We start from the raw sequence: 18,591 nt of genomic DNA on the forward strand, positions 1-18,591 counted from the left end.
ACTCATGACACTTAAATCGCTGTTTACCGTTATGAATGTGACCGTTTTTGACTGTTTTGGAGGAAGCACAGTTGGGACAACCAGGCATGAGAAAAAGAACAACGTCAGGTCTATCTCTATATCATTACATCTTTGGCACTACCTAAAAAGGAATTAATTTCCCCCACACTTAGCGGTTGATTTCGCTCCAATTCAAAATCTTCTGGCTCAGGTTTTCTTGTAGGTGGTTCCAGTAACCAGCGGCGGTGAGACTCTAATTTTTTGATTTGGGGATAACCGTATCCTGCATATGTATGTTTCACTTTTTTCGAGAGGAACATCTGCTTATGCTCTTTCAATATTTTGCCGATTTGAGTTATATGAACGTAGTCTTTAAACCACAAAAGCTCTAGAATATTGGGGTTGTTGTCAGCAGATAGTTCTAAAAACTTTTTTAGCTCATAAATGCTAGTATCTTTGGTAAGATACGTAAAATTTCCTGGTTCTTCTGCCCAACCTTTGTCCTTTTGTTCTATTTGCGAAAAGCCCAAATAATACGGTTTGGTGGCGATAAAAATGCCGCGATAGTCATAATCAGAGGTTTCAGTTGATAATCCGTAACCTCTGGAACCAGTTAAGGCAATAATAATAGTTCTATTTTCAACTTCTTGACGATTCATAGATTAATTACCGCTGGCTGATTGATAGTAATTATTGGAGACATCTTGTATGCGCTACGCCTGGTAAGGAAAATTGGTCGTGGTTGCATTGGTTTTGAGCAGGGATTGCGATCGCGCTAACCTGTTGAGCGTCGCTTCCATCACAGCTGTAGTTTGACCGGAAACAGTAAACACCAGCGCCTCGCGGTAGACTCGCTGCGCTGCATGGCGGCTGTAGTTCGCAGCACCCCTGGAAACGGTTACAGCAGCATGGGCGCATCGCACTGCTAAGTCAATTGCCCAAACTCGAATTTGCAAACGTTCTGTAAAAGGCTCAGGGGGATGCCTGATAGCAGTTCTACAGTCGTTAAGTTCCCGGTCGAGTGCCGCTAAAGCTTCGGTAATAAAGGCATTTTGCTTGGATTGAGAGGCACTTTCCAAGATATCAAGGCCTGCTCTGGCGCATCCCAAAGCAAAAAATCCGTGGTGGAGGACATTCTTTTTGTCGTTTTCGTGTATCCAACCCGCAGGCTTGAGAGAAACGATATGCGATCGCATCAAAAACCAACTTTTTAACGTTGCGGTGACAGTGTTGGTTGAAGTCATTGCTGCTAGTTCCATTGACTTACTGAATGTTATTGAACCTCTAGATTCCTGATACATTTCCGCAAAAGGCAAAACGCCGAATACAGCACCACCATCGGGGAGTGTTGCAGCAACAATAAACTCTTGAAATAAATTCCAACCTGTTACCCAAGGCACTTGTCCATCTAACAGATATCCCCCTTCGACTTGCAAAGCTTTCACAGTTGCTTCGCCCTGACGACGCAGTTGCGAGAATCCGACACCCACTAAAATCTCACCGTTGCTCATGCGGGGAAGATACTCTTGTTTTAGGGAAGAGTTTTCACTGGCGGCGACCATCCCAGCAGCGCTTTGATGTTGAGTTTGTAAGAACGCCAAAGCCCCAGAATATCTTGCTACTAGCTCTTGGAAAGTCCGAAAAGTCTCTTCACTGGCTTCCGCACCTTCCCACTGTCGGGGAACTCGCAACGCCAATAAGGAACGTTCTCCGAGTCCTTTTAATGCCTCTCGTAGTGCTTCTGGGTTGCTATCAATTTCTGCGGCTAATGGTGCAACTGATTTTTGCAGGTAAAACTCAGCAATGTCTAGAAGGTGTGGCTGTTTATCCATGCTTGTAAGTTAGCGACTTTGTGCCTACTTCGTCCACAATAATCTCAGGCGACTTTTAAAGCCACCACGTTCGGCGCGTCGTCTTTCTTGTTCTGCAAGAATTGAAGAAGTATTTATCTGATATTCTGTACATAATGTATCAATTACTTCGTAGAGATCAGCTAGTTCTTTCACTAAGTCTTGATGAGTGGCAACCGATGCTTCTTCTGCTTCTTCGATAAGTTTATTTCGTAAAGCCTGAAGGTACTCTGTCTGTGACATTACCTCGACTTCGCACTGCTTCCCTGCTTCGTGGATAATTTCGGGAATACGGTCTCGCACTAGCTTATTGTACTTTTGACGCATACAGGGTAATGATAACTATGAAAAACATTTTACTAGGAAAATATCTTACTCTAGATTATTTTTGCGCTTGTACTCAGACTTATCAAAAATACGCCACGCAAATCAATCCTTTCCCTCAAAATAGTGAACAAACGCTTCCTGCACTGCAAAGATTAAATGAATTTATTTTAAATCCAATTATTGATTTTTTCGGTATTGATAATTTTCAGCTAACGTATGGTTTTTGCTCTAAAAATTTGAAAAAATATCTAGAAAGCAAAGATCCAGTTACAGGTCTGAAAAATGGGCGTGTTGCTCCTGAACTAGATCAGCACATGGCGCATGAAGTGAATAAAAATGGTAAATATTATTGTAAACGGCCGGGTGCTGCTTGTGACTTTTTTATTTTGGGTTCACCTAGTAATGAAGTAGTAGATTGGATAGTCAGCGAAAAATTACCGTTTGATTCTTTATATTTTTATGGAGTAGATAGACCAATTCATATCAGTTATGGTTCTGAACACAAGAGAGACATAAGGACGTTCACGCCATCGGGACAACCGACACAAAAGGGAATTGAACATTGGGTTAAGGCAGCTAAGGAATTGCAAGGATAGCTTAAGAATCGAATAGAAATAAATACTTGAGGAGAGGCCCCTGCCTCGCGTTTGTGATTCGTAAAGTTGATGACACATAACCTAGTTATAGGTTATATATCACTCCATTTATGGAGGCGGTCGTCTTCAGAAAGACATTCCCAGGCAGTAGGTTCCCAACCCCCTTACCTAAAAAGAACTACGAGAAAATTTACTCCCATCCCCTTGTAGGTGTGGGGTTGGGGGAGAGGTTAGATTGGATTAAATCTAAGATAGAACCGCTATAATTGGCTTTTGTCTTTTGTCTTTTTTTACGATAAGATTGTACTAATTTTATCTGATAGGGATCGGCATCTTTGCGCCAATAAAGACGATAATTCTTAATTTCCGCACAATTTTTTTCTAGAATATGCTGCCAACCTTTAAGGTTTTTAATCGCACTAGGATCGTCTAAAAGTCCCCAATTTTCTTCTTGCTGAGTAAGCCTGAAAAATTTTTCGTAGTTTGGATAGTCGGGAGTGACTAAACTTTCTTTTCGGTGCAGAATTGGAGGGTCGTTGATTTTTTTATAATTCTTATGTCTGACGCTTAAATCTCTGAGATCAATCTGCATACTGGTGTGCAGAATTGGATGAGGTTCGGCGTCAAATTCGGGGTAAAATAAGTAAGATATTTTTGGTTGGTTGGTGTAAAACTTGATTAAGGTGGCTCCATCTAATCGGCCGATTGTGCGATTGGCGCAGCCTTCGTAGAGGCGCAACAAAGGGTCGAGTTCCGAAAAAGCGGATACGTGAACTAGAAAGGAACTGGGAAAAAGGGGGGCGTGTTTAAACCCTGTGGTATAGCCAACGACGCTTTGTTGGCAACAGTTAGCAATTACACCAGGGTCGCCTAAACTAAATAGCATTTCTTCAGCCATTTCCCAAGCTTCTTCGTAGGTGTCAAATAAACCTTTTATGTCATTTCGGATTTCTGAAGTAATGTGTTTGGATTTGTGCGATCGCGCAAATTTACTGAGTGCAAGATAAACTAAAAGGTCAAGGCGGCGTTTATGCGCGATCGCATCCCACTCTTTTTGGTCGGTAGCTTGTAAAATTACCTGAAATGCACGACGAAAATTACCAAATTCCGCCCTCAAATCTTCTAATTCTGCTACTTCACTTTTAACTGGCAAACGGCCGCGTTCGGTGACAAAAGTCATTAGCGGCGCTAACATTTCCTGATAATCTTCAAATCGCTTGATATTGGCGCGAACTCTGGGAGTAGTAGCGCGGGAACGAAAGCGCGAGGCGCGGTATGTTTCGGCAAGGCTTTCATCTCGAAAAACAAAGTAAATTCCCAGCGCAACTGGCACCGAATCGACACTGAGAACCTGGTCAATATAAGTTTTAAGTTCTTCCTGTTGGTAGTATTTCTGAAAAGTATGGCGGCGAGTTATCACCCCATCGCCATAAGCAACTTGTCCCGTTTCTCTATCATCAATTAAAACAAGTGCGGCAACAATTAAAACTTTTCCTGTTAGTTCCCACGCTTTTATTAACGCTTCTCGACGCTCATCTGTGCGTTCAATTACATTGATTACATAGCCGATATTGACGATATCTGCTGGGGTAAGAGGAGTATCAGGAGAATAATAAGGGTCCCAACCTGCGCTGGTGTAGCCTTTTTCTGAGATGTAGGTGATATCGCTACCATGACCGCAACCGTAATCAAAAAAAGTTGTATCTTGATTAAATAAGTCAGCTTCCATTGCGAGACGCACCGGACGAGAAATATTTTTGCGGATAATTGCGGCTTTGTGACGTTCTATTTTTGGCAGTTGAAAGGGCGATATTGGTGCTAGGCGAATAATTTGATGTCCCTGAATTTCGACACCATAGTTTTCTAAACATTGCAACCAACCCCGAAGAGTTCCAATCGAAGAAGTTTTGTTTAAAAGCCGCAGTTCTTCTTCCTGGCGGGTGAGGTTAGCGAATTCTTTGTAGTGGGGATAGTCTGGGGTAACAAAGGTTTCTTTACGGTGGAGAATGGGAGGATTATCGCTGGTGCTGTAGTCGCGATCGCTTATACTCCTATTTTGGACGTCAACCTGGATGCTGGCGTGTAACGCGGGATGGGCATCGGTATCAAATTCAGGGTAGAACAGGTAAGATATTTTAGTCGGCTGCTCTATGTTGAACTTGATAATGTTAGCGCCATCAATACGATTAAAAGTTCGCCTTGCATAGCCTTCGGAGAGTCTCAGCAGAGGATGAAGGTGCGAAAGTGCTGATACATGAACGTAGAGCGCTCCCGGCAAGAGTTTACCAATTTCACTGACTTGGCAGCAGTAAGCAATGATACCGGATGCGATCGCATCCAACAAAATTTCAGCAGCAGTTTCCCCAACTTGCTCGTAGTTGTCGCGCAAGGCATTAAGATCAGTTTCGACAGCGGCGGCGATGTTTTCGAGTTGGAAGCGATCGCTAAAATTGTGAAGGACGAGGTAAGTGAGGATGTATTCGCGCCAATGTGCTTGAGTCAAGCATAGAAACAGCAACGCATCCCACTTTTCAACAACTTTATTTCTCATGCTCTCACCATTTCCCCGAAAAACATGATACATACACTGTAAAATTAATGTGTTAATTAAGACCTTGAAGAATTATTAATTGCTCTTAGATCATCTTTTCAACTTGGGAATACGTAGAAAAGCTTATCAATTTATACTCACTTACTTGATATCTTTCTCTACCAGTCACAAAGATCCTGATTCAAAGTATAGAATTCCATAAAACAATCAATCAGTATTTTCTTCCACAATTAGTAAGGAACTTTAAAATGCAAATCCAAGCATTAGCAGCCCAGCAGCAAGGGGCAACTCTCCAGCCCTATCAATTCGCCGTCGAACCCCCACAAGCGCACGATTGCGTCATCAAAGTGTTAGCTTGCGGCATCTGTCACTCAGACCTGCATATGATTGATAACGACTGGGGATCATCCAAATATCCTCTAGTGCCTGGTCACGAAGTCATTGGCGAAGTAGTGGAAATTGGTTCGCAGGTGAATCATATCAAGACGGGAGACAGAGTAGGTGTTGGCTGGCAACGTTCCTCCTGTCTGCAATGCCGCGATTGTCTCAGAGGAAATGAAAATCTCTGCGACGAAAATCAAGGATTAATTGTCACCGGGCCTGGTGGCTTTGCTGACTATCTGATGGTGGATTCTCGCTTTGCCTTCCCGATTCCAGCAGGCATTGAGACAAAATTAGCAGGGCCCTTATTGTGCGCCGGAATCACAGTCTACTCCGCTTTACGCAGTGCGGGAATGACCTCCGGGCAAGAAATTGGCGTGATTGGCGTTGGTGGTTTGGGTCATTTGGCGGTGCAGTTTGCCAGCCGTTTAGGTAACAGCGTCACGGTCTTTACTACCTCAGACGACAAAGCTGAATTTGCCCATCAGCTAGGGGCGCGTCACACAGTTGTTGTCCCTGTTGGAACGCCACCAGCACCCACCCAGAAGCTAAACATTCTGCTGAGTACGGTTCCTGCTTCTCTTGATTGGGCAGCTTATCTGGAACACCTTGATTCTGATGGAACTTTAGTTTTGGTAGGCGTTCCCTCTGAACCGCTAAATGTGCCTATGGGGGCAATGCTAAATAAGCGTCGCCGGATTATGGCATCTCCAATTGGGGGACGGGCAATGATGCTGGAAATGCTTTCTGTGGCAGAGAAATATGGGATTCAACCGCTGGTTGAAGTGTTTCCTTTTGAACAAGCTAATGAAGCAATGCAAAAAGTGCGCGATAACAAGGTGCGTTACCGGGCTGTGCTTGCGAAGTAATAGAATTTAGAAGAGTTGTGAGTTATCGCAATTCTATTTAATTTCTAGAGACGTTGTATGCAACGTCTCTACATTTTTTAAACGAACCGCCGAGGCGCAGAGGACGCAGAGGAAGAGAAGGGAGAAGTTTAGCAATGAGTTATGATGGCTATAGGAGTTTTGAATTAATAAGTTACTAAGTCCTAATTTTAAAAATTTTCCAATTACGTTGCATTGAGTGCGTAGGGGTTTGTTCCTCTATTAAATTTTTAGTTACTAATTACCAATTACCTTGCCTTGAGTTACTATTGCCTACAGAAAAATATTTTTGCGCCTGAATATCTCAGCGCATTGCAGGGGCAGATTCTAGCTTGTCCGTATTTTGCGGTTAACAACTTAAACCGCGACTTTGTGGGAACTAAAGGATTTTCGATTGTATTTCAGCGCTCAGGTGTTGCGGAAGTTGAGAGACTTTTTCCCTTTTTTAACCCTTATTTAAGTGTGGCTTTGCGTTCGACGTGCAACGCCTTTTATCTCAATCCTTTGATGCTTAAAGAGGGTTCTCGTGTAGATCCGCATATCGACCGCAGCCTGCGCTCTTATTGCAAGACTATCGAACCGCCAGATAGAGTAAGTGTACTTTATATCCAGGTGCCACCGGATCTTGTTGGAGGGGAGTTAGTGCTACGCTCTTCAAAGCGAAATGTAGGACAAATCCGCCCTCAAGTTAATACTTTAGTAGATTTTCAGGGCGATTTAACTCACTCAGTTAATCAAGTTACAAGTCCAGGGTTTCGCCTGAGTTTGGTTTGCGAACAGTACAGTTTGTCTGAGAAGGAACTTGAAGATATTCCTGAGTTTACGATTGAATCGAGGGCGAAAAAAATGAAAAAAGAGAAATTATGAAGCTGCTAATATACGCCCACACCCTGAAGGGTGGCGCTATACAAGCAAAGCCTGTCTGTATAACCGCGACTTTAGTCGTTAGGTATTTTTACTAAACTCTAGAATTTGCTGGGCGGTAATTTGGGGTTGTTCGAGGTGGGGAACGTGACCGCAATTTTGGAGCCAGATTAGTTGAGATTGGGCGATCGCGTTCCTAAACTTCTCTGCATCTCCCGTCCCCAAAATCCTGTCAGAGTCACCCCACAAAATCAGCGTTTGCTTGTCAATTTTGGCAATTTTATCGCCCAAAAAGTTGTAACCGCCACTCTTGGTAAAGGCAATTAAAGCATCGTGCCAACCAGCAGAATCTAGGTGCAAAGCGGCACACAGTTGGGCATCGAGGGAGGCAAGAGTTTGATCGTGGTAAGCATTGCGTGAAATGCGATCGCGTACTTTCGGATTCCGCAAAAATGAAGTAGCTAGATAGGCGATGGGCGGAACTAAGAACCTGCCAATATTGGGCGCACTGGCAAAACCAGCGCTATCAATCAGCACCAACTTTTGCACAGCTTCCGGGTAGGTAAGAGTAAAATCTATCGCCGCCGCGCCTCCCATAGAAGCACCCACCAAAATTATTGGCTCTTTTATCAGCGTTTTCCAAAAATAGTAGAGATGGGTTTTAATGGCAGATGGGCTAAAGGGTAATTTGGTCAAGCGTTCCGTAAACCCGAAACCCAATAAATCCAGCGCCCACGTCTCATTTTGAGCCGCCAGCAGCGGTAAGAGGCGGCGAAACTCGAATACAGAGCTATCGAAGCCGTGAAGTAGCAATATCGGCGTGCCACCGCTACCCTGGTGGACGTAGGTAGTAGCGATCGCTTGTTGCCCAAGAGGAGTAGCGATCGCGTGACACTCAATGCTTTGAGCCAGCGCAATCGAGGTAGATTCAGAGAGTTGCGCGATCGCGGATGGTAGAGAACTGGTAAACATGAATTTTAGTTTACCGTGGAGAAGGGCGATCGAAAAGTCACCCTAGAAGAAATGGAGATCAAACCTTGAAAAATCAGTATTCGCAGAATTGGCAAACACTCGTAGCAGGGATTCTTGCAGCATTAGTGCTTCTCATTGGTCTCAATTCTTTTATTATCATCACCCCAGGCCAAGCCGGAGTAATCAGCATCCTCGGTAAAGCCCAAGATGGAGGTTTGTTAGAGGGAATCCACATCAAACCACCACTGATTTCAGTAGTAGACGTGTACGATCTGACAGTGCAAAAATTTGAAGTTCCGGCGCAAAGTTCCACCAAGGATCTTCAGGATTTATCCGCTAGATTCGCCATCAACTTCCGCCTCGACCCGATAAAGGTAGTTGAGGTAAGAAGGAAACAAGGAACCTTAGAGAATATCGTCTCGAAAATTATTGCGCCCCAGACTCAGGAATCCTTCAAAATTGCCGCCGCCCGGAGAACAGTTGAAGAAGCAATTACCAAAAGAAATGAACTGAAGGAAGACTTTGATACTGCCTTAGGGGAACGGTTAGATAAGTACGGAATTATTGTGCTAGATACCAGCGTAGTTGACCTAGCTTTCTCCCCAGAATTCTCTAGAGCAGTCGAAGAGAAACAAATCGCTGAACAGCGGGCGCAACGAGCCGTCTACGTAGCGCAGGAAGCTGAACAAGAAGCCCAAGCAGAAATCAATCGCGCCCAAGGTAAAGCGGAAGCTCAAAGACTCCTCGCTGAGACACTTAAGGCACAAGGAGGTGCATTAGTTCTTCAGAAAGAAGCAATTGAAGCTTGGAGACAGGGAGGTTCCCAAATGCCAAAAGTTTTGGTAACGGGTGGTAACTCTAATAGCAGTATTCCATTCCTTTTTAACCTGGGTAATCTTCAGGATACATCCGCCCCTCAGTAGATAGTGTTAAAAGATTGACACAATGTTTGAGTTTTTATCAGATCCCCCTGTTTAAAGGGGGAGGAGGGGATGTAGAGCCTTTTCGCTTAACGTCTTGATCCCTCCAACCCTCTTTTAAAGAGGGTTAAGAAAATTTGTAGGGTGGGAATTATCCACTCTGAAAAATGCTGAACAATTAAACTGAAATTATGAGCATCTTCACACTACAATCTGTTAAAAAAGACTTTGGCATCAAAGAAATCCTAAAAGATGCCAGTTTTAGCCTCGATCCCACAGATAAAGTTGGATTAATTGGCACCAACGGCTCTGGAAAATCTACGCTGTTGAAGATAATAGCTGGTTTAGAACCGATTGATGACGGCCAACTTTTAGTTAACTCTGGAGTGCGAATTGTTTACTTACCGCAACAACCAGATTTAAACGAAGATAATACAGTTTTAGAGCAGGTTTTTGCTGATAGCGGCGAACAAATGTCCCTCGTGCGGGAATATGAGGAACTGTCAGATAAACTGGCTCACAATCCAGAGGATAGCCAGCAGCTAATGTCGCGCTTCTCTGCTGTCATGCAACGCATGGATGCTACTGGTGCTTGGGAACTAGAAACGAACGCGAAAATCATCCTCACAAAACTAGGAATAGAAGACTTTAACGCTCAAGTTGGTAGTTTATCTGGCGGATATCGCAAACGCATTGCCTTAGCAGCCGCCTTGCTATCAGAACCCGATGTGTTGTTGATGGATGAACCGACCAACCATTTGGATGCTTTATCTGTTGAGTGGTTGCAGAGTTACTTAAATCGCTATCGAGGTGCAATTCTGTTAATTACTCACGATCGTTATTTTCTCGATCGCGTCACCAATCGTATCCTCGAAATCGATAGAGGAGAACTCTACACATACGCCGGAAACTATTCTTATTATCTGGAAAAGAAAGCTCTGAGTGAAGAATCTGCCATCAGCAGTCAACGCAAACATCAGGGCGTACTTCGTCGCGAATTAGAATGGCTAAAAAGAGGGCCAAAAGCGCGTAGCACCAAGCAGAAAGCCCGGATTGATCGCATCCACGATATGCAAAATCTGGAGTTTAAACAAGTTCAAGGAAAAGTTGATATTGCTACTCCTGGTCGTCGGATTGGCAAAAAAGTTATTCAGGTAAAAAATGTTTCTAAAGGCTACGATGGACGCACTCTAATTAAAGATTTTACCTACGAATTCAGTCCAGAAGACCGCATCGGCATTATTGGCGGCAATGGTGCAGGTAAATCTACTTTAATGGATATGATCACCGCACGCATTCAACCGGATTCAGGCAGCGTTGAAATAGGCACAACAATTCACATCGGCTACTTTGACCAGCACTCTGAAGAATTACTCGAAGCTTTGAACGAAAATCAGCGAGTAATCGACTACATAAAAGAAGTCGGGGAATACGTCAAAATTGCCGACGGAACTCAGATTACAGCCTCGCAAATGTTGGAGCGTTTCTTATTTCCTGGTAATCAACAATATGCCCCAATTAATAAGCTTTCCGGCGGTGAAAAACGTCGTTTATTTCTGTTGCGCGTTTTGATGAGCGCTCCCAATGTCTTAATTTTGGACGAACCGACAAACGACTTAGATGTGCAAACCCTCGCAGTGCTAGAAGACTATCTGGAAGATTTCAACGGATGCGTAATTGCAGTATCCCACGATCGCTACTTCCTCGACCGTACTGTAGAAACTATTTTTTCTTTTGAACCAGGGGGAAACCTACGTCTATATCCGGGCAATTACTCTATATATCTGGAGTTCAAGCAAGCAGAAGAAGAACTCGAAAAGGCTCAAGCTACTGCTAATAATAAGGACAAGCAAAAAGATACTCAATCCAAAGATTGGAAGTCACAGAGGCAAGCACCAGATAACGGCAAGCCGCGCAAGCTTTCATCAAAAGAGAAGCGCGAGTTTGAGATGCTTGAAGGTAAGATTGCCCAACTGGAATCTCAAAAATCTGAAGTTGAGAAAGAGCTTTATAATGCTCCTCCTGGCAAAATCACCCTGGTTCGGGAACTGTATGAAAAGGTGGAATCTTTAACTCAACAAATTGACGCTGCGACTGAACGTTGGATGGAATTAGCTGAGGTTGAGGCTTAACAGAATAGGAGAGGAATATTAACGTAACGCTAAACCTACACAGGATTTAGAATTAACTAACGAGCCGTTTTACGAACTATTCGGGAAAAGTGCGCTAATATTCATCACCTTCCTGAAACAGCACGCATTGTGAGAATCTATTAGCAGTTATATTACTCGCACACTGGAGGAACAATGACACCAGTAGAGATTCTTGTGTTACTGGTGATTGCCGCGATTTGCGGCAGTACTGGGCAAGCGTTGGTTGGTTACTCGGCAGGAGGTTGCCTACTTTCGATAGTAGTTGGAATTATCGGTGCATACATAGGACTCTGGGTTGCCAATGAGTTTGATCTTCCTGTGATATTTGCTCTCAATATCGGAGGTAAGCCCTTCCCCATTATCTGGTCAATTATTGGCTCAGCTATCTTTGCAGCCATTCTAGGTTTTGTAAATCGGTTAACTCAAAATAATCGGCGATGATTTGAGGAACTTAAAAACTTTTCTCAAAGAAGATTTAGATTAGCTGGTGCCGTAACTCTAAAAAAGCCTTCTTCACAGGAGGCTTTTTTATAAAATATGCTTCCTATTAGTTCAAACTTTACTGTTGCGTTAGCAGTTAAATCAAGATAAAGTTTTAGTAGAAGTCGGCTTTCTCTAATGCTCACTTAATTCTAAATCAAAAAATAAAATTGATATGACCTTGACTTGTCAACAACTTCAGCAAAAACATACTCAAGCGTGGCAAGAAGCTACGGTGCATCCCTTCCTCGTGCAATGCAAATTAGGAACTATTCAGCAGAAACAATTCAATACATGGTTGGTGCAAGATTATCTCTTTGTTGTGGATTTCACCCGAATGGTAGGGAGAATATTAGCTAACGCGCCTTCACAACATTTTGATGTAATTTTGGGCGGATTAGTAGCACTGAAAGATGAACTTAACTGGTTCAAGGAAAAAGCTGCTCTGCAAAAGCTAGATTTAGATACCCAAAAACAACTAACTTGCTCAGAATACTGTGACTACATGAACAGCCTTGCTGCAATGCCATACCCAGTTCAAGCGACTGCTTTTTGGGCAATTGAATTAGCATATAATCAAGGTTGGCAGTTGCCTGGGGTGATGCCAGAACCCTACACTGAATTTGCAGACAGATGGGGAAATCCTGGTTTTACAAACTATGTAAAACTTTTGGAACAACAAGCTGATCAGGGGCTACAAACTGCATCAGAAAGCATTCAACATCAAGCAGAAGAAGCATTTCTAAAAGTAGCAAGATTGGAAAAAGATTTTTGGCAGATGGCGTTTAATGCAGCATAGGAAAATCCCCGACGGCGTAGGAGCGAGTTGTTTTTCCCCGCTCCTACCCAGCATTCACGGAGTTTGTTTGGCTTTGATAATATCTATAAAAATTAGATATAAAGCCTGCTGAGCCAGGCTTAGAAGGCAAAAGCGCCAAATAGGCTGAGCGCACTGAACGCATTTTTGCTAATCGATATAATCGCTTGTAATATCAAGTTCGTCAGGGTTGTTTGAAGCGATTGGGCGCTCTCCGGCTATAGAAATCGTCTCATCAACGTGAAGATTAGTAGAGGCGATTGGGCGGTGTCCATCTACATCAATAGTGCCTTGAACCTGAATATCATCGGCAACAATTGGACGCTTCCCATCCATATCGACTGTTTCAAGAACCTGAAGATTACTAGGATCAACCGGACGGTGTCCATCTATGTCAATAGTGTTTTGATCCTGAATACTACTAGAAGCAATTGGGCGGTGTCCATCTATGTCGATGGTGTTTTTAACCTGCATATCATCAGAAGCAACTGGACGCTTCCCATCTATGTCAATTGTTTTAGGAGTTTGTTTGTCTTTGCCATCACTAGCAATATTTTTCTCCTCATGATTTGCAGTATTATCCGTACTCATTTTATGACTCCTTTTTTTCTTCTGTGCTAACGCTACAACTGGCTGAAAGCTGCTGAGCATTGATTGTATCATACAATTTGTACTGTAAGTATTAGTAAAAAATGATAGCTATGATTTTAGAAAGTCCTTTATATACTACAAACTATGGCGCTGCTTATATTGGCGATTCGCTAAAATTACTAGATTGCATTGAACCTGATTCAATTGACTTAGTAATTACTTCTCCCCCATTTGCGCTGCTACGCGAAAAGAGTTATGGCAATGTTGATCAAGAAGCTTATATAGATTGGCTGTTTGCTTTCTGTAAAAAGGTGTATCGCATTCTAGCACCGCAGGGAAGTTTTGTACTCGATCTTGGTGGAGCATACCAAAGTAAACGTCCAGTGCGATCGCTATATAACTATCGTATCTTAATTAAACTATGCGACGAGCTGGATTTTCGTCTAGCTGAAGAGTTTTTTTGGTACAATCCTTCCAAGTTACCTTCGCCGATTGAATGGGTTAATAAACGTAAAATTCGAGCTAAAGATGCTGTTAATACTGTTTGGTGGTTGTCTAAAACTGACAATCCTAAAGCTAATGTGAGTAAGGTTCTGGTTCCTTACTCCGAACGAATGAAAAAGCTGCACGAAAATCCTGAAAAGTATTACAAACCAAAAGAACGTCCATCAGGTCACGATATTGGAACAAGTTTTGCTACTAATAATGGTGGTGCTATACCTTCCAATTTGTTGCAAATTCCCAACACTGAAAGCAATTCTCGATACATTCAGCTATGTAAGGCGGTGGGAATTCCTGCACATCCGGCGCGCTTCCCTCAAAAACTACCGCTATTTTTTATCAACTTTTTAACAGAACCAGGAGATACAGTTTTGGATATTTTCGCCGGATCTAATACTACTGGATTTGCTGCTGAAACTGTGCAACGCCGCTGGATTGCCTTTGAGCAAAATCCGTCTTATTTAGCTGCTTCTGCTTTTCGATTTCTAGATGCTAATGAAAATAATGATGCAGCTGCAAAACTATTTGAAAAGCTTCTGACAAGACAAGAAACCATTAATATTAGACGTTCAGTTCAGCTTAATCTCGGAATATGAAGTTGTAAAGTTCAGTAAATCTAAATAGGAAGTTTAGTTTGTACTGGTGGGTTTGTGTCTTTAGTGTATACAAGCTCACCCTGCCTAACCAATCTCATCGGTATTTTGGGATTATTGATTGATTCTTGTTTCTCAAGCTTTGCTTCCCAGTCTTTAAATTTTACTTCGAGTATAGATGGAGTAACTTTATGAATTTCCATCAACTCTATTCCTTCATATATAGCAATATACCATCCTTTTACAGCTCGATACTTTTTAAGAATATCCTTGTTTAAATGGTGGTGAGTCGTAACACCTGCATTTTTATTAAGTGAGCGATTTAGTGTTTTTAATTCATACTCATTGCCTTCAGCATCAATTGCATCATTTCCTTCACGACCTGGAGATATACGTAACCCTAGAAGAATCAGTACCTGTAATACCTTTCCTCCATTGTCTTGAAAAATATCAGTAATACCATATTCATTGGCTAGGTGCTGCATCTCCCGGATGCCCTCAAACGCAGACTGTAAGCGGTCAAGATTTGATTCGCGTTCATTCTCTGTGGTAATTGGTTCTTCAACAGGCTCGACAAGGGCGGGAGAAACTGGTGCAGCTATCAGCGTAGTGATGAGGTCAGTGTTATCGTCGGGCTGATCAATATTCATTAGATAAGGGACTGACACACTGAGCGCATCAGCAAGGTCTAAAATTACCTCAAATGATGGCGAACGCTCACCACGTTCCAAAAAGCTAACGTGTTCGGTCGTCTTGCCTATAAGTTCGGCTAACTGTTCTTGGGTTATATCTTTCTGTGTTCGCAGGTCACGTATTCTATTCGCAAAGCGTTGTCGAGCCGCTTCGTGATCCATAAGACCTCATACGATGGCAAAACGAACTCAATGTTCGTTTTGCCATCGTATGAGGCAGTATTCCGGAAGTACACGAACTGAAAGTACGAGTTGGTAAGCAAAGATGTAGCGGTGTCCGAGTGTTCGCTAGATTGACTGAGGGGGAGATATTATCTGTCAACATAGAAAAAGAAATATTTAATACTAAAGTTATCACCAAAGTCTGACACAATGCTAAATTTTACAACTGAAAACCTTTACCTCACCTGCACCGAATTTCTTGAACAAAGTCCTGAAAAACGGTTAGTGATACTCAAAGAGCTTGGTATAGCGCGTTACGCCGATTTCTTAACCCAAATGCCATTAACTGAGGCAAATGTAGCTTGTGTAATGCGTTTTTTCAAAGATACAAGTTGGGTCAAATTTCCTAATCTTAGGGGAGCAGATTTATCTGGCTTAAATTTGGACGGTGTTAACTTTATCCGGGGAGATTTGTCAGGAGCAAATTTAAGGGGAAGTCGTTTATTAGAAGCCGATTTGTTGTTTGCCAATTTTACTGGCGCAGACTTGAGAGATGCAGATTTGAGGGGTGCAACTCTGAATGAAACTATATGGACAAATGCTTTAGTAGAGGGGTGCAACTTTGGCACAGGGATTGGGTTAACAAACGAACAGCGCAGAGATTTAAAAATTTGCGGTGCTAGTTTCACCAATTAAAGTAATGGTAAGGAAGGAAACTAAACCCGATATAAATATTGGTGTCTTAACGTTTACTCGCTCCGCGAAACTATAATTATTCTTAACTGAAAGTACGCGCTCGCGCTTATTGTCGCCTTAGCTTCAAATCAATTCTGCTTGTTCAAAAATCTGTCTTGTTGTTAGTTCTAACCCTGGAAGCAGTATATCCACAATCGGCATAGTATCTGTGTAGGCTTGAATTCTTCCATCTGGTAAAAATACCCTAATATTCATAGGTTCAGGATCTACAACCCACACTCTGGAAATACCAGCCGCAAAATAATCTTTAGCCTTATCTTCAAATTGTTTGATAGTTTGATCTGGCGAAATAATTTCTATTACCCATTCAGGAATGGCAGGACAAGCTTCATTACGCTTCCAACTTGCGGGTAAGCGTTCATAGGAAATGTACGTTAAATCGGGTACAGGTGCCCAATCCTGACCATTACGCTGCAACAGCACTGCCCATTCTTGAACGATTCGTCCGCGTCCTCTACACCACGCACCGATGAGAACCCATAAAGCTGATTGTAAAGTCGAATGGAAATATTTTGGAGACACTTTAGGTACTGCTTGACCATCTACAAACTCATATATTACATCTCCTTCTGGTAAAGCCAAAAATTCCTGTAATGTGAGTTTGGTTCCCTTGCTTACATTGACCATCAGCTACCTCGATTGGTGAGTAATAAATTTACGATACTAAAAGCTAATTCTGTAATTTATTTTTAAGTTATTTCGCTTTTAATCCCTGTCTGTACTTTCCAAAGACTGGCATAAATTCCCCGTTCAGCTAATAGTTGTTCGTGTCGTCCTTCTTCTACTAATTTGCCGTGTTCCATCACATAAATACAATCAGCATTGCGGACAGTGGAGAGACGATGCGCGATCGCGATCGTGGTGCGATTGGCGGTAATTCGTTCTAGCGATCGCTGAATGGCTGCTTCTGTCTCATTGTCTACGGCGGAGGTAGCCTCATCGAGAATCAGAATCGGTGGATTTTTCAACACCGCACGCGCGATCGCAATCCGCTGTCTTTGTCCGCCAGATAATTTCTGGCCTCGCTCACCTACAATTGTGTTGTAGCTTTCGGGAAGCTGCATGACAAAATCGTGCGCCTCGGCAATTTTAGCAGCTTCTATTACTTCAGCTTCAGTAGCATCGGGACTACCGTAGGCGATATTTTCTGCTACTGTACCATGAAATAAGAAGACATCTTGGCTCACTAACCCGATGCAAGAGCGCAAATCTCTAAATTTTAAATCACGCAATTCAATCCCATCTAAGGTAATAGTTCCCGATTGAATTTCGTACAATCTCAGTAACAGTTTTACCAGGGTACTCTTACCCGAACCAGTAGAACCGACAATGGCAATTGTCTTCCCCGCCGGAATGTGTAAAGAGAGATTTTTAATAACTGGATTTCGCCCATTGTAAGCAAAAGTGACATTCTGTAATTCCACTTCGCCGCGCACTGAGGCAACGGGTAAGGAAACGTGTCCAGAATGAATCGCAATCGGTGTATCAAGCAGATTCATGACTCGATTTGTGGAAGCCATTGCTCGTTGATACTGATCGAGAGTTTCACCCAATCTTGTTAAAGGCCAAAGTAATCGTTGTGTTAGGAATACTAATACACTGTAAGTACCTACAGAAAGTCTGCCATTCGCGGCATCCATACCGCCGATTAGCAACGTTGCCGTAAAGCCGATTAAGATAATAATGCGAATCAAAGGAACAAAGGCAGAACTGAGAGCGATCGCTTTCCTGTTACTTTGCCGATAACCCTCACTTTCTTCTGCTATTCTGTTAGTTTCATATTTCTCTGTGACAAAACTTTTAATCGTTGTTATCCCGCTCAAATTATTCGATAAACGACTGTTGAGCAAACTTACCTTTTCCCGAACATCAGCATAGCGAGGAGCAAGGCGATGCTGAAAAGCAATCGAACCCCAGAGGATAAAAGGTATTGGCAACATTGCCATCCAAGCTACACTAGGAGCCAAAATAAAGAAGGCACCGCCAATAATTACAACTGTTGTGGCAACCTGGATCAGATCGTTAGCTCCAGCATCCAAAAAACGCTCTAATTGATTGATATCGTCGCTGAGGATAGACATCAAACCGCCAGTGCTGCGTTCTTCAAAATAGGCTAATTCCAGTTCCTGAATATGGCTGTAAGCATCAAGGCGCAAGTCATGCTGAATATTCTGAGCCAAATTGCGCCAAAGCAGAGCATAAGCATACTCAAAAATAGATTCCAGCCCCCAAATAATGAAGCTGAGAAAGGTAATTACTACAAGTTGCCCAAAGACATCTTTTATCCCGAATTTAGCAATCAGAGAAGTATCTTTTTGAACTACCACATCCACTGCTAAACCGATTAATGCGGGTGGTGCTAAGTCAAAAAGTTTATTGAGAATTGAACAGACAGTCGCTTGCCTAATAGCATCGCGATAGTTGTGTCCATATTCAAACAGACGCTTGAAGGGATGCGTCTTAGGCGACCGATTTAGGGATTGTTTACGAGCCAAGGT

18 protein-coding genes are annotated in these 18,591 nt (G+C 42.7%); 9 read left to right on the top strand and 9 right to left on the bottom strand.

Going from position 1 to position 18,591, the window contains the following annotated elements; all coding sequences use genetic code 11:
• Positions 1 to 116 precede the first annotated feature (116 nt).
• From H6F63_RS00685 to H6F63_RS00695, 3 genes are read right to left on the bottom strand one after another with little or no spacing between them, the layout of a single operon-like run.
• On the bottom strand, positions 117 to 659 hold the full coding sequence (locus H6F63_RS00685) for a nucleotidyltransferase domain-containing protein (RefSeq protein ID WP_190634024.1): 543 nt from the start codon (positions 657 to 659) through the stop codon (positions 117 to 119).
• Positions 660 to 713: 54 nt separating this feature from the next.
• Positions 714 to 1,832: an acyl-CoA dehydrogenase family protein gene (locus H6F63_RS00690; RefSeq protein ID WP_190634026.1), complete on the bottom strand. Its 1,119-nt coding sequence runs from the start codon at positions 1,830 to 1,832 to the stop codon at positions 714 to 716.
• Between the two features lie 24 nt (positions 1,833 to 1,856).
• The gene (locus tag H6F63_RS00695; protein ID WP_190634028.1) at positions 1,857 to 2,177 is read right to left on the bottom strand and encodes a nucleoside triphosphate pyrophosphohydrolase; all 321 of its coding nucleotides are present in this window, start codon (positions 2,175 to 2,177) and stop codon (positions 1,857 to 1,859) included.
• 17 nt (positions 2,178 to 2,194) lie between these two features.
• Here H6F63_RS00695 and H6F63_RS00700 point away from each other — a divergent pair, with 17 nt between their 5' ends.
• Entirely contained in the window at positions 2,195 to 2,773 is a 579-nt protein-coding gene (locus H6F63_RS00700) for a hypothetical protein (protein WP_190634029.1), read from the top strand.
• A 190-nt stretch (positions 2,774 to 2,963) separates the two neighbouring features.
• On the opposite strand, the gene H6F63_RS00705 is transcribed toward H6F63_RS00700, so the two are convergent.
• Positions 2,964 to 5,324: a DNA phosphorothioation-associated putative methyltransferase gene (locus H6F63_RS00705; protein ID WP_190634031.1), complete on the bottom strand. Its 2,361-nt coding sequence runs from the start codon at positions 5,322 to 5,324 to the stop codon at positions 2,964 to 2,966.
• 248 nt (positions 5,325 to 5,572) lie between these two features.
• Here H6F63_RS00705 and H6F63_RS00710 point away from each other — a divergent pair, with 248 nt between their 5' ends.
• Together H6F63_RS00710 and H6F63_RS00715 are read left to right on the top strand one after the other, a co-directional pair.
• On the top strand, positions 5,573 to 6,574 hold the full coding sequence (locus H6F63_RS00710; protein ID WP_190634034.1) for an NAD(P)-dependent alcohol dehydrogenase: 1,002 nt from the start codon (positions 5,573 to 5,575) through the stop codon (positions 6,572 to 6,574).
• Positions 6,575 to 6,850: 276 nt separating this feature from the next.
• On the top strand, positions 6,851 to 7,459 hold the full coding sequence (locus H6F63_RS00715; RefSeq protein WP_190634036.1) for a 2OG-Fe(II) oxygenase: 609 nt from the start codon (positions 6,851 to 6,853) through the stop codon (positions 7,457 to 7,459).
• 78 nt (positions 7,460 to 7,537) lie between these two features.
• Here the strand turns inward: H6F63_RS00715 and H6F63_RS00720 are convergent, their stop codons facing one another.
• Complete coding sequence (locus H6F63_RS00720) at positions 7,538 to 8,428, bottom strand: alpha/beta hydrolase (protein WP_190634038.1); 891 nt, start codon at positions 8,426 to 8,428, stop codon at positions 7,538 to 7,540.
• A 65-nt stretch (positions 8,429 to 8,493) separates the two neighbouring features.
• Here H6F63_RS00720 and H6F63_RS00725 point away from each other — a divergent pair, with 65 nt between their 5' ends.
• The 4 genes from H6F63_RS00725 to H6F63_RS00740 all read left to right on the top strand — a co-directional run bounded on the left by H6F63_RS00725 (position 8,494) and on the right by H6F63_RS00740 (position 12,780).
• Positions 8,494 to 9,351 (top strand): prohibitin family protein, encoded by an 858-nt coding sequence (locus H6F63_RS00725; protein ID WP_190426554.1) that lies wholly within the window; start codon positions 8,494 to 8,496, stop codon positions 9,349 to 9,351.
• 188 nt (positions 9,352 to 9,539) lie between these two features.
• Positions 9,540 to 11,480 carry an ATP-binding cassette domain-containing protein gene (locus H6F63_RS00730; protein ID WP_190634040.1) on the top strand — a complete coding sequence of 647 codons (1,941 nt, stop codon included), beginning with the start codon at positions 9,540 to 9,542 and terminating at the stop codon, positions 11,478 to 11,480.
• A gap of 174 nt (positions 11,481 to 11,654) precedes the next feature.
• Positions 11,655 to 11,942: a hypothetical protein gene (locus H6F63_RS00735; RefSeq protein ID WP_190458599.1), complete on the top strand. Its 288-nt coding sequence runs from the start codon at positions 11,655 to 11,657 to the stop codon at positions 11,940 to 11,942.
• 214 nt (positions 11,943 to 12,156) lie between these two features.
• The gene (locus H6F63_RS00740; protein ID WP_190634042.1) at positions 12,157 to 12,780 is read left to right on the top strand and encodes a TenA family transcriptional regulator; all 624 of its coding nucleotides are present in this window, start codon (positions 12,157 to 12,159) and stop codon (positions 12,778 to 12,780) included.
• Between the two features lie 168 nt (positions 12,781 to 12,948).
• Here H6F63_RS00740 and H6F63_RS00745 read toward each other — a convergent pair whose 3' ends face one another.
• On the bottom strand, positions 12,949 to 13,389 hold the full coding sequence (locus tag H6F63_RS00745) for a hypothetical protein (protein WP_190426546.1): 441 nt from the start codon (positions 13,387 to 13,389) through the stop codon (positions 12,949 to 12,951).
• Positions 13,390 to 13,499: 110 nt separating this feature from the next.
• On the opposite strand from H6F63_RS00745, the gene H6F63_RS00750 reads away from it, so the two are divergent.
• Entirely contained in the window at positions 13,500 to 14,486 is a 987-nt protein-coding gene (locus tag H6F63_RS00750; RefSeq protein ID WP_190634078.1) for a site-specific DNA-methyltransferase, read from the top strand.
• Positions 14,487 to 14,506: 20 nt separating this feature from the next.
• Here the strand turns inward: H6F63_RS00750 and H6F63_RS00755 are convergent, their stop codons facing one another.
• A complete protein-coding gene (locus tag H6F63_RS00755; RefSeq protein ID WP_190634045.1) occupies positions 14,507 to 15,337 on the bottom strand; it encodes a helix-turn-helix domain-containing protein in 831 nt (276 codons plus the stop codon).
• Between the two features lie 210 nt (positions 15,338 to 15,547).
• Between H6F63_RS00755 and H6F63_RS00760 the strand changes: the two genes are divergently transcribed.
• A complete protein-coding gene (locus H6F63_RS00760; RefSeq protein ID WP_190634047.1) occupies positions 15,548 to 16,033 on the top strand; it encodes a pentapeptide repeat-containing protein in 486 nt (161 codons plus the stop codon).
• A 123-nt stretch (positions 16,034 to 16,156) separates the two neighbouring features.
• Here the strand turns inward: H6F63_RS00760 and H6F63_RS00765 are convergent, their stop codons facing one another.
• Positions 16,157 to 16,720, bottom strand: coding sequence for a Uma2 family endonuclease (locus tag H6F63_RS00765; protein ID WP_190634049.1), 564 nt, complete (start codon positions 16,718 to 16,720; stop codon positions 16,157 to 16,159).
• Between the two features lie 62 nt (positions 16,721 to 16,782).
• Positions 16,783 to 18,588: an ABC transporter ATP-binding protein gene (locus H6F63_RS00770; protein ID WP_199297487.1), complete on the bottom strand. Its 1,806-nt coding sequence runs from the start codon at positions 18,586 to 18,588 to the stop codon at positions 16,783 to 16,785.
• Positions 18,589 to 18,591: the final 3 nt, after the last annotated feature.

This window comes from Trichocoleus sp. FACHB-40 (assembly GCF_014695915.1).
Lineage (GTDB): Bacteria > Cyanobacteriota > Cyanobacteriia > Cyanobacteriales > FACHB-T130 > Funiculus > Funiculus sociatus.